This window comes from Tolypothrix tenuis PCC 7101 (genome assembly GCF_963874875.1).
Lineage (GTDB): Bacteria > Cyanobacteriota > Cyanobacteriia > Cyanobacteriales > Nostocaceae > Aulosira > Aulosira tenue.
The window spans coordinates 2,054,713-2,067,359 of record NZ_CAWNJS010000001.1 but is presented as its reverse complement, the minus strand read 5'-3'; the positions used below and the strand labels follow the sequence as shown (position 1 = coordinate 2,067,359).

Genomic DNA, 12,647 nt, shown 5'->3' with positions numbered 1-12,647 from the left:
GTAACTGATGAAAACACATAATTCCTAGACGACAATACCTTGGTGGGGTTCCAGAAATATTCTCTATCTAAAGAAATACTTCTAGTGATTTGTCATTTGTCATTGGGTAATTGGTAATTGGTAATTGGTCATTTGTTTTTATTTATTACTTCCCCGTTCCCCAATCCCCAGTCCCCAATCCCCAGTCCCCATTCCCCATTCCCCAATCAATTAAAATTCTGCCTCTCGACTTCCCCGAAGGCACAACCTAGAACTTTAATTAAGATATAGACGAGAAAACTATTAAAGATAGATGATTACACCAATGCGCGTTTTTGTATTGATTTTCAATGCTGGAACGGAAAACGAAGGAATCCATACAGTTAAGGTAGGCGATCGCAATAAAATTCTGATGTTTGAGTCAGAAGATGATGCAACTCGCTTTGCTTTAATGCTAGAAGCTCAAGATTTCCCTACTCCTAGCGTAGAAACGATTGATGCGGAAGAAATCAAAGAATTTTGTGCAAGCGCTGGTTACGATTGGGAACTTGTCCCCGAAAACAGTAATGCAGTCATAACTCCGCCAGAAATCAATTTAGAAGAAACCGATTGGAAACCTGAAGCTGATGATACTGATGAGCAAACCATCCATTCTACTCAAACAGAGGAAACAGCACCAGAAATACTTGATTCTGAATTAGACAGTATTCGTCGTAGACTTGAAGGTTTATTGTAATTGGGGATTGGGGGACTGGGGATTGGGGACTGGGGATTGGGGATTGAAAGCAGACAAATTCCCATTACCAATTACCCAATGACAAATGACAAATAACAAAGGACAAATAATAAATGACAAATTTGCAAGAACGTGGCTATCTTTTGACCGAACAAGTAAATGCTAATAGTCTCAATTTAGACCAAATAAGTTCTCTAGAGATAGTAGAATTATTTAATAGCGAAGACCAAAAGGCTGTTGCAGCAGTAGCTGCGGCTAAGGAGCAGTTAGCACAGGCAATTGATTATACAGCCGAACGTCTGCGCCAGGGAGGACGGTTATTTTATATTGGTGCAGGGACAAGTGGCAGATTAGGGGTATTAGATGCTGCGGAATGTCCACCAACTTTTTGTACACCCCCAGAATTGGTACAAGGGATTATTGCTGGTGGTGCTGGTGCATTGGTGCGTAGTTCCGAAGATTTAGAAGACAGGGCTGAGGATGGCGAAGCCGCGATCGCCCAACGGCAAATTACGCAATTAGATGTGGTAGTCGGTATTACTGCTGGTGGCACAACTCCTTACGTGCATGGGGCGCTGAATGCTGCCCGCCAACGAGGTGCAATCACAATTTTTATGGCTTGCGTACCGACGGAGCAAGTTAAATTCGATGCCGATGTGGATATTCGCCTGTTAACTGGGCCAGAAGTACTGGCTGGTTCCACTCGCCTGAAAGCTGGTACAGCCACCAAGCTAGCTTTAAATATCCTGTCTACTGGGGTGATGGTGAAGCTGGGTAAAGTTTACGGGAATCGCATGGTGGATGTGGCGGTTACTAATCAAAAATTACGCGATCGCGCTTTGCGAATTTTGCAAGACCTCACCGATTTGAGCCGAGAAGATGCGGGTGTATTGCTAGATCGTAGCGGCAATTGGGTGAAGTTAGCCCTATTGATGCATTGGACTGGTTTAGATAAAGAAGAAGGCGATCGGCTTTTGGCAGAACATCAAGGTAATGTGAGGTTAGCTATTGCTAGTTACAACAATGTCAACAAAACCTGATATTAATTGTTGATCAAAATGCGCTTAATACAGCTTAACGAATCAACCTTTGTTTGTATAGCAATACCTTTCTAGTACAGTACGGCATCAATCAAGTCATGATGCTAAATTAGTCAAAAGTCCATCCGATCAATTTTTTGACTTTTGACTTGATGGCAGTACTGGGGTATCGCATTAAGCGCAAGTTTTTTGATGTTGAATAACTAATATTGGCGTTTTTTAGCGGTTTTCAGCGCTTGATTATTGAGTTTTTATAGATGTAGTAGAATCTGAGTAAAATTACTTGTTTAATAAATTATATCAAGACTTATTAAATTGTTATTGCAACGAATTTTAGCCAAAAAAACCAATAATCAATCTAATTCACACAATTCAACCAAAACTTACAAAATAAATAAAAAGTTCATACAAAAACCAACTAGTTCATCAATATAAATCCGTAGAAATCCTGATCGTTATTCAACTTCAAAAAGCATAAAATCATATTCTATACCTGCATATATCATAATTATTTAATTATGGTGAAAAATAAAGGCGCTAATCACGGGTTATTCCTTGGCAGATAACTCATCTATTAGCCCTATTTTTGCTATTCTTTGGGTTGATAATGCTCATTTTTGACTTTGTAGTTATATATTTAATCTATACAGCATAAATAGCAACAGCCCGGAGATTTTTCCCAATATATTGGTATTTATCAAGTGTGTTTATTGTGACTAATATATGGGTAATGTAGTGTTAGCAGGGCTGATTTTTTAGTCAAATACCAAAATATATTTAGTCAAAAAAATGGTCATATTAGGTAATGTGCTTAATGAATTTAAAAGTTGTACGCAATTACAGTACAATGGCAAGTTAAATCTTAAAAGCGCAAAAGATCACAAATGGAGCTTTTATTATCGTTTAGGGCGAATAGTTTGGGCATCAGGAGGAATTCATCCATTTCGCCGTTGGCGCAGAGAAATGATGCAGAACTGCCCGCAAATTGATGTAGATAAGATACGTTTAAATTCTCAAGACGTAGCAAGTGAATATTGGGATTATCGGCTTTTAGAAATTTTATATAAAAAGCAAAAAATTCAAAGAGAGCAATTTCATAATATTGTAGAACATACAATAGCAGAATTATTTTTTGATTTAGCTCAGGAGTCTGATTTTGCGGATGTAACTTGCAATCGTAGCCAAGAATTGATTGTAGAAATGCCCATGAGCTTTACGAGTGCAGATGTATCTTTAAAACAGATGCATGATTCCTGGAAGATTTGGTCAGAAGCCGGTTTAGCAAATTTATATCCTGATTTAGCACCTATAATTCGTAAGCCAGAACAACTCCAGCAATTAGTAAGTCCAACTGTTTACAATAACTTTGTAAATTTGATTAATGGAAAATATACGCTACGAGATTTAGCGGTAAAAATGAAGCAAAATCCATTACCCGTTGCTCGTTCATTACTGCCTTATATACTTAAAGGTATTATTGAACTGATAGAAGTACCTGATTTACCCTTAAACATTGTTGAAGTTCCGAAAAATTCCACATCAGCAACACCTCAAAAGCCCAATGTACCATTGATAGCCTGTGTAGATGATAGCCCCCAAGTCGGAAAACTTTTAGAAGAAATTATCACTTCACATGGGCTAAGATTTATCAAAATTCACGATGCTGTACAAGCTTTACCAATTCTGATTCAGAATAAGCCAGATTTGATTTTTTTGGATTTAATGATGCCTATTGCTAGTGGTTACGAAATCTGTACCCAATTGCGTCGAATTTCTGCCTTTGCTCACACACCAATAATTATTCTCACAGGTAATGATGGTCTTTTAGATAGAGTTCGCGCTAAAGTAGTTGGCTCTACAGATTTTATGACTAAACCTGTAGCTAGTGATAAGGTAATGGGTGTTGTACGTAAGTATTTACCTGTCCAAGCTTCCTCAATCAAGAAGCACACCCCTCAAGTTAATAGTTTGTAATGCAAGTATTACTGTGAGTAATTACCTGTTGTTACTGGCTCACGAGACTACATATAATCAAAAAAAATATTAAACCCAAATTCCTCTTGCAGGAAAATTAGCTAACTGTTTAAGTCAGATAATTTCCAGCTTTTTAAAATTTGTATTAAACTCTAAAAATTCCACTAAGCTGATTTTTCAGCATTTAATCACTTGATCTCCCAATTTTAGAGATGCACCCAGTTTTACCAATAGTTTCAGGACTGACGCATCTGATATCCCTAAAAATCTCGGTTATTGACTAAGCGAAAGTTGAAATCCTATTGGTGAAATATGCACATTTGCACGCGTCTATGTTCCCATTAAACGACAGCCTGTAACCTCAAGTAGAAATTGAAGTTAGAAAGAAAGCATTATTTTTACAAGTTTTTGACAAAATCTATTTGAATATAACAATTAAATATATTTTCTTTATCAAAATTAATGCTTAATTTTGATTTTTAAGTGCTTTTTCTGAGGCTAATGTATAAAAAATGCATTAGCTTTGTAAAAGCTAATTTTCTTGTGGAAAATCACAGTATAAGTTTAATAGGAATAAATATGAATACTGTTTTAGTTGTTGAAGATGGTTTGACAGATATGGAAATCATTAGTACATACTTGCAACAGGCAGGATATTATGTAATGAGTGCTAAAACTAGCGAAGAAGCTCAATACCAAATAGATAAAACTAAACCTGATGTCATATTTCTTGATGTAATTTTGCCTGGTAAAAGTGGCTATGAAATTTGTCGAGAACTAAAAACTAATCCTCAGACTAGTAATATACCTGTAGTTTTTTGCTCCACCAAACATGGTGATGTCGATAAAGTTTGGGGAAATATGCTTGGTGCGGAAGCTTATTTATCAAAACCTGTTGATCGCAAAGAATTAGTAGAAACTTTGCAGCGATTAATTAATCATTAAATAGCGGAGTGGGGAATAAGGGAATAGAGAAAAAGTTTTACCTGAGAAAGGAAAAATTATTTTGGAAACCAAACAAAAATTTTTAAGTTTTAATTTGGGAGCCAAGGATACAGGCGTAATTCAGTTACAGCACATCACTGAAGTTTTACAAATATCATTAGCAGAAATCTGCGGTGTTCCTCAAATGCCTAATTGTGTCTTGGGGATTTATAACTGGCGTGGTGAAATGCTGTGGTTAGTCGATCTAGAGGAAATGCTAGGGTATTCTTCGCTGTTACAAGGCTCCAATCTAGTTGTCAAAATGATGGCAATTGTCATAGAAAATGAGGGTAAATCTTTAGGTTTACTAGTACGTCAATTGACGGATATTGAGTGGCTAAATACTCAAGAAATGAAAACACATTCTGCGGAACTGTTTTCGCCAGCAATGTCACCTTTTTTACAGGGTTACTTTATCAGCCCTAATGAAGATATGATGTTTACCTTAGATGCTTTAGCAATTATCCAAGCTTCTATATGGGGTAATCATAATTAGAATTTGGTAGTTTATCGGAGTACTATGCTTTCGATTACCAGAGTTTTGCTTGCAGTTTGAATCTAGTTAAATATTACTAATTAAAGTTAGTTAGGGGTGTAAAATGAAATATTATGGCAGTGCCCAAAGCAATAGTAATGCTGCTACTAAAAAAGAAGCATTAGAAAATCAAAATGGTAGTCCAGAAATAGCTAGTATTGCTGGGGATGAATTGGCTTTATTAAATGCAGTATCTCAGGAATTTAAGAGTTGGCGGCAGCAACTACAAAGTATATCTAGCCAATTACGCCAAGCGCCAGATTTAGATACTCTATTGAAGGTTACTGTTACCCAAGTTAGAGAAAAAATTGTTAGCGATCGCGCCTTAATTTATCAGTTTACTACTTCTGAGGCTGGTACTGTTTTAGAAGAATCGATCAACAGAGGTTGGACACCTACTCTCAAGGAAAATTTACCAGGTATTACCTTTGGTTTATATGAGAGTCAAGAATATTTAGAACCTGTGGTTATTAATGATATTACACAGATTCAAGTTACACCCTATCAACAACAACTTTTAGAAAAATTTCAAATCCAAGCTTGTTTAAGCTTACCAATTGTAGTTAACGATAGAGTTTGGGGCTTGCTGGTAGTAAATCATTGTGCTGCTGCTAGAGAATGGCAAGAAGTAGAAATTACCTTACTGTCTCAAGTGACTACAGAAATTGCCTACAGAATCCAAAGCTTTACATCCGAAACGCAAACCCAGCAGGAAATATTAGCACAGAAATCTATCGTTAAAGTTATTGATAGAATTCTCAATTTATCATCTATAGATAAAATATTTCAGACAACTACTCACGAAATCAGGCAATTCCTCCGTTGCGATCGCGTCGCCGTATATCGCTTCCGTCCCGACTGGAGTGGTGAGTTTGTATCTGAATCTGTAGGGAATGCTTGGGTAAAACTAGTATCTCCAAATATGAACACTATTTGGGAAGATACTTTCCTGCAAGAAACCCAAGGCGGACGTTACGCCAAAGGTGAAAGTATAGCTGTTAGTGATATTTATCAAGCTGATCACTCTCAATGTCATGTTGAGATTTTAGAGCAGTTTGAAATGAAAGCCTATATCATAGTTCCAGTTTTATCGGGACAGAAATTATGGGGTTTATTAGCAGCTTATCAAAATTCTGGGCCACGTAATTGGCAACCTTGGGAAGTTAATTTCCTCACAGAAATGGGCTTGCAATTTGGTGTTGCTATTTCCCAAGCGGAATATCTTGAACAAGTACGAGCTAAAAATGAGCAACTGACACAAATAGTTGAACAAGAAAAAACCTTAACTAAAATTGCCAACCGCATTCGCCAAACATTTGATACAGAAAGTATCTTCAAAATTACTACCCAAGAAGTTCGCCAATCACTGCGCTGCGATCGCGTTGCAGTTTATCGTTTTAATGCTAACTGGGGTGGCGAGTTTATCGCCGAATCAGTGGGTCACGGTTGGGTTAAGCTAGTAGGGCCAGATCTCAATACTGTCTGGGAAGATAGCTATTTGCAAGAAACCGAAGGTGGTAGATATGCTAAGGGCGAAAACTTAGTTGTAAAAGACATTCACCAAGCTGGATTTTCGGCTTGTCATATAGAAATTCTAGAGCAGTTTGAAGTTCAATCTTGTATGATAGTTCCTATTTTCTTAGGGGAAAAATTATGGGGCTTATTAGGAGCTTATCAAAACTCAGAAACTCGTGAATGGAAAAACTGGGAAATTAACTTTTTAGAGCAAATTGGCTTGCAATTTAGTTTAGCTAAATCACAAATCGAATATTTCGATCAAGTACGAATTAAATCGGAAAAATTAGCTCAGATTGCCGAACAAGAAAAAGCTTTAACAAAACTAGTGGATCGTGTTCGCCAATCTTTAGACGTGGAAGAAATATTCAAAACATCCACACAAGATTTACGGCAATTACTCAAATGTGATCGCGCCTGTATCTATAAGTTTAACCCCGATTGGAGTGGCGAATTTGTCGCTGAATCAGTCAGTCATGGTTGGGTAAAATTGGTAGGGCCTGAGAAAAAAACTGTCTGGAAAGATACCCAAGTACAAGAGTGCGCCCAAATTGGTAAATATCAAAAAGGTGACTGTTTTGCTACAAATGATATCTACACTGCCGGACATTCTGTTTGCCACATTGAAGCATTAGAGAAATTTGAAGTCAGAGCTTATGTAACTGTACCAATATTCTTTGGCGAACAACTGTGGGGATTATTAGCGGTTTATCAAAACACTGGGCCTCGTGATTGGGAAGAATCGGAAATGAACTTGCTAGCACGGACTTCCGATCAGTTAGGGTTAGCATTACAACAAACCGAGTATTTGCAACAAGTCAAAGCACAGTCAGCCCAATTAGCCGAAGCAGCCGCCAGAGAAAAAGCCGCTAAAGAATTACTACAACAGCGTTCTATTCAACTACTAACAGCACTCAGACCTGCTCTCAATGGTAACTTGACAGTGCGTGCGCCGATTACAGAGGATGAACTGGGTACAATTGCTGATGCTTACAATAATACCTTGCAAGCACTCCGGCAAATTGTCATCCAAGTACAGTCTGCAGCCCAACAAGTTGCCCAAACTTCCGATACTAGTGAAGCATCATTAGTTGGACTTACCCAATTAGCCAACCAACAATCCCAAGAAATGGCCGCAGCCTTGAATGATATTCAACAAATGGTTGACTCAACAAAAGCTGTGGTATCCAACGCTGAATTGGTACAAGTTGCAGTTAAACAAGCTAACCAAACTGTCGAGTCTGGTGATGCGGCGATGAACTTGACTGTACAAGCTATCCAAGGGATTCGTGAAACTGTTGCCCAAACTAGTAAAAAGATTAAACGCCTCAGCGAATCTTCGCAAAAAATCTCGAAAGTGGTGAACTTAATTAGTAATTTTGCCACCCAAACAAACGTTCTAGCTTTGAATGCTGCCATTGAAGCCACCCGTGCAGGTGAATATGGTAAAGGTTTTGCAGTGGTAGCTGATGAAGTTCGTTCTTTATCTCGCCAGTCAGCCGCAGCCACAATCGAAATTGAAAAACTAGTGCAAGAAATTCAAGCAGAAACTGGCGAAGTTGCAGTGGCAATGGAAACAGGTATTCAACAAGTTGTTGAAGGAACAAATCTTGTCAATGATGCGCGACACAATTTAAACGCTATTGTGAGTGCAACAGCTGAAATTAGCCAGTTACTCCAAAGAATTAGCGAAGCTACTCAAAAACAAATGTCTCAGTCTGTGACAGTCACTTCAAGTATGAAAGATGTGGCAGAAATTTCCCACAAAACTGTTGCAGAATCTCATGAAATTGCAGCTGTCTTCCAACAATTATCGGGGATGGCGAAAGAACTATTAGCAACTGCCAGTAAGTTTAAGGTTAATTAATGGGATTGGGGACTGGGGAGTAGGGATTGGGGACTGGGTAAGGGGTAATTGGTAATGGGGACAAAGACAAAAACCCGAACACCAACCCCCAAACCCCACATACCAAACAGTAAATAATTTAAATATATGACTACAGATAATGATATTCGCGAACAAGGATACATCTATTTTTTAGCTGAAGCTCCAGAATTATTACAAATTATTGAACAAGAAATATATACATTATCTGAGAATTTTAGTACAGCTAAAGTCCATGAATTAATGAGAGCAACTCATACAATTAAAGGGGGTGCTGCTAATGTAGGGCTAGAAGGAATTCAAACTATTGCCCACTCTTTAGAAGATGTATTTAATGCTTTATATAACCCAAATGTTATTATTGATTCTCAATTACAAACACTGATATTGCAAGGTTATGAATGTCTAAATTTAGCACTTACCGCAGAACTAACAGGTTGTGATATCAATACTGAAGAATTACTTGAGCGAGCAGCTTCTGTATTTGTACATCTACAAGAAAAACTAGGCGATGCTTTCGGTGGTGAAGCACATATTCCCACTTCAGAAGAACTAGGATTTGATATTGTGCAATCTATCTTTGAAGTAGGAGTACAACAACGCATAGAAAGTATTACAGAAGCTTTAAATAGCAATATTGATAGTACAGAAATAGCTAATTTGCTGCGAGAGCAAGCGGAGATATTTATTGGTTTAGCAGAATCTTTGAATTTACCTGGTTTTGGCGCGATCGCTCAAACTATTCTGGCAGCGCTGACAGCTAACCCCGATCAAGCATATCGCATTGCTGAAGCTGCTCTTGCTAATTTACAGCAGGCACAAGCGGCTGTATTAGCTGGCGATCGCACTTCTGGGGGAGAACCTAGTTTAGCTTTGCAAAGTTTAGCTAATCTAGCTACACATGAGCTAAATACAGTTAATAATTTATCTATTGATCACAACGATTTACAAACTCAAATTAAGCAATTATATAAATTTTTAATTACATCTGGCAATCTCAAAAAGCAACCCTTAACTCCAGCACAAGCTAAGTTTTATATTCAAGTTATCCGCTATATTTTTGGCTGGTTTAATCATTATCGGCAAATCCCTCAAGAAGATTTAAGTTTGTCTTTGCTAGTAGCACCTGAAGATGAAGACTTACTGACTTATATTGAACATTGGTTAAGTCAATTTTTAGATTTTATCCAAGAGGCGGAAGATAGCCAAAGTCTTCACCTTTATCGCCAAGGTGTGATATTCACAATTATTCTTGCTGTGGTCAGATTTTATGATTCAGAACAGCCAGTAAATGGTGATACTTCTATAGTTTCTACATTACAACAGCAAATTGGTAAATTAGCTCAAGTATATAAAAAATATCCTCCGGTCACAAATCAAGAAAAAAATTGGCTGGATAGTCCTAAGCTGCAACAACTATTAGTCTTTAAAGAAATAGCTCCTCCAACAACAGAGGCTGATAATTTACTTGAAAAAATTTGGGGAGGAGAAGTTAGTTTAAATTCAACTTATGAAATTGTAGAGACTTCAGAAAGTCCAGAAATTACCCAACCTGTACCTGAAACAGCAACAATTACTTCCTTAGCTGTGCCAGAACCAGTAGTTGCAAATATTAAAACTGCCGCTGTTGATATTCATCAGGAAATAGAAGATAAAATTTCTGCTAATGTCCAAAAGAATTCACGTCAACATTCTTTTGTGCGAGTAGATACAGATGGATTACAACGCCTTAATTACCTGGCAGGAGAACTATTAATTAAGCAAAAACAGCGGATGTTACAAGATGAACAAGTTAGAGACATTATTGACCAATTAGTACAGCGGCTCAACAAACAGCAAAGCATCTTAATTCAACTGGGTGATTTACCGTTACAGATGCAAACTGCTGTATTACAGCATCAACAAAATTTTTCACCTGTGAAATTTGATGCTTTAGAAATGGATGTCTATACAGAATTTCAGATGACGTTGCATGAGGCTATGGAAGAAGCTCTGCAATTACAAGAAATTACTGAATCTTTAGATTTATTACTGACACAAGCTAATCAACTGAGTGAGAAAAAGCAGAGATTAACGCTGAATATTATCGATAACTTAGTGGAAGCCAGAATGTCGCCGTTAGGCAATATCATGAATCGATTCCCGCAAATGGTGAAAAAAATGGGGAATGTTTATGCCAAACTGGTAGACTTTAAAGTTAGCGGTACTGATGTATTAGTAGATAAAGCGATCGCAGAAAAACTCTACGATCCACTATTACATTTAGTACGTAATGCATTCGATCACGGTATTGAAACTCCACAAGTTCGGCAATCTCTGGGTAAACCAGAACAAGCTGTCATCGAAATTTCTGCATATCATCAAGGTAGCCAAACTGTAATTGAAGTTAGGGATGATGGTCAAGGTATAAATTTAGAAAAAATTCGCCAAAAAGCTGTTGAAGTAAATCTATTCACTGATGTTTATAACCCGACTGAATCAGAAATTCTCGATTTGATGTTTGCACCGGGATTTTCTACCGCCGAACAGGTAAGTGAAATTTCTGGTAGAGGTATGGGTTTAGATATTGTGCGATTGCAATTACACGCGCTCAATGGCTCAATCTCGGTGAAATCATTTCCTAACCAAGGCACAAAATTTATACTTAAAGTTCCTTTTTCTATGACTACAGATAAATTAATGCTGGTGCAAGCAGATGGGATTTTCTATGCCTTACTGCTAGATAACCTGGAAAAAATATTAATTCCTTCAGAGCAACAAATTAAAGAATTTGATGGCAGAAAAGTACTGTACTACAACACAGACCAAGAGCAGCGTATGGTTAGCCTCAGCCGCATTTCTGATTTGATGTATTATCACGGGCCATTACTGAATAATGTTAATCTGAATAATTCCCAAACTGCTTATGATACAGGAATTACTCAAGAACCTGTGTTATTACTGCGGCACAATCAAGAAATGTTTGGCTTAGAAGTTGACCAAATTATCGGCGAACAAGAGCTAGTAATTAGACCTTTAGGAAATGCGATCGCTCCCCCGAAATATATTTATGGTTGTAGTAGTTTAGCTAATGGTACTCTCATCTTAGTCATCGATCCAACCCTGCTTTTAGAGTCTTATGAAATGCAAGCAACCCTAGAAAGTAGTGCGCCATCAACTACTTATTTGGCAAATAAAGCAGCTTTAAGTCTATCAAGCGTTAATACTAACTCTACACCTCTATTAGCCGCTTCTCCTGTCAGCCATACAACACCAACGCAAGTAAGCCAAGTGACATTAGTTAATCCCAAGTCATCGGCTGTGCTTTTAGTAGTTGATGATGCTATTAGTTTGCGACAAACTATTTCTTTAACATTGCAGAAATCTGGTTATCAAATATTACAAGCACAAAATGGTGTGGAAGCACTAGAACAATTACAAAGACATCCAGAAATAAAAGTAGTAATTTCTGATTTAGAAATGCCCCGCATGAATGGCTTTGAACTTTTATCGAATATCCGTCAAAGCCCAAATCTCTCAGATTTACCTATAGTAATTCTCACTTCGCGTAGTGCAGAGAAACATCGTCAACTTGCTCAAGCTTTAGGGGCAACAGCTTACTTAACTAAGCCATATTTAGAAGAAACTTTAATTTCGATTGTGGAAGATTTAAGTAACAAAAGCCAGGATAAATCCAATAATTTAATGATGAGTAAGTAAGACATAGCAATCCGATTTAATTCCTGAAAAAATCTCATTACCATGTAGTGTGTGTTAGGCATAAGCCGTAACGCACCCTAAATGGGTAATTTCAACAATCAAATATTATTCCTAATATCAATACTGCTCGGTTAAGGATTTTCAACTCTGAATTTAGTTTGGGGGAAAGGTGAAAGATTAAGGGTTAAAGGTTTTTTATTGCCCCTTTTCCCCTTCCCCTTTTGCCCTTAACTGACAAGTATTGATTTCTATATCGTTTCCCATATTGGTGAGCTATAGCAATAAAAAGCTAAGATGCTT

The 12,647-nt window shown here is 37.5% G+C and carries 7 protein-coding genes; all 7 read left to right on the top strand.

Translation table 11 applies throughout. The annotated features are described in order from the left end of the window. Positions 1-292: 292 nt before the first annotated feature. Positions 293-715, top strand: coding sequence for a DUF3110 domain-containing protein (locus AACU25_RS08555; RefSeq protein ID WP_096574765.1), 423 nt, complete (start codon positions 293-295; stop codon positions 713-715). A 113-nt stretch (positions 716-828) separates the two neighbouring features. Next, positions 829-1,755, top strand: coding sequence for an N-acetylmuramic acid 6-phosphate etherase (murQ, locus tag AACU25_RS08550; RefSeq protein ID WP_096574764.1), 927 nt, complete (start codon positions 829-831; stop codon positions 1,753-1,755). Positions 1,756-2,544: 789 nt separating this feature from the next. Continuing rightward, on the top strand, positions 2,545-3,729 hold the full coding sequence (locus tag AACU25_RS08545; protein WP_096574763.1) for a response regulator: 1,185 nt from the start codon (positions 2,545-2,547) through the stop codon (positions 3,727-3,729). Between the two features lie 579 nt (positions 3,730-4,308). Next, on the top strand, positions 4,309-4,674 hold the full coding sequence (locus AACU25_RS08540; RefSeq protein ID WP_096574762.1) for a response regulator transcription factor: 366 nt from the start codon (positions 4,309-4,311) through the stop codon (positions 4,672-4,674). 61 nt (positions 4,675-4,735) lie between these two features. Further along, positions 4,736-5,209 carry a chemotaxis protein CheW gene (locus AACU25_RS08535; protein ID WP_096574761.1) on the top strand — a complete coding sequence of 158 codons (474 nt, stop codon included), beginning with the start codon at positions 4,736-4,738 and terminating at the stop codon, positions 5,207-5,209. A gap of 103 nt (positions 5,210-5,312) precedes the next feature. Next, entirely contained in the window at positions 5,313-8,630 is a 3,318-nt protein-coding gene (locus tag AACU25_RS08530) for a GAF domain-containing protein (RefSeq protein ID WP_096574760.1), read from the top strand. 126 nt (positions 8,631-8,756) lie between these two features. Then, positions 8,757-12,347 (top strand): hybrid sensor histidine kinase/response regulator, encoded by a 3,591-nt coding sequence (locus tag AACU25_RS08525; protein ID WP_096574759.1) that lies wholly within the window; start codon positions 8,757-8,759, stop codon positions 12,345-12,347. Positions 12,348-12,647 lie beyond the last annotated feature (300 nt).

Excerpts from the sequence above, each read along its gene's own strand:
- murQ (WP_096574764.1), top strand. The coding sequence starts at position 829 with ATGACAAATTTGCAAGAACGTGGCTATCTTTTGACCGAACAAGTAAAT.
- AACU25_RS08555 (WP_096574765.1), top strand. The coding sequence starts at position 293 with ATGATTACACCAATGCGCGTTTTTGTATTGATTTTCAATGCTGGAACG.
- AACU25_RS08545 (WP_096574763.1), top strand. The coding sequence starts at position 2,545 with ATGGTCATATTAGGTAATGTGCTTAATGAATTTAAAAGTTGTACGCAA.
- AACU25_RS08530 (WP_096574760.1), top strand. The coding sequence starts at position 5,313 with ATGAAATATTATGGCAGTGCCCAAAGCAATAGTAATGCTGCTACTAAA.
- AACU25_RS08540 (WP_096574762.1), top strand. The coding sequence starts at position 4,309 with ATGAATACTGTTTTAGTTGTTGAAGATGGTTTGACAGATATGGAAATC.
- AACU25_RS08525 (WP_096574759.1), top strand. The coding sequence starts at position 8,757 with ATGACTACAGATAATGATATTCGCGAACAAGGATACATCTATTTTTTA.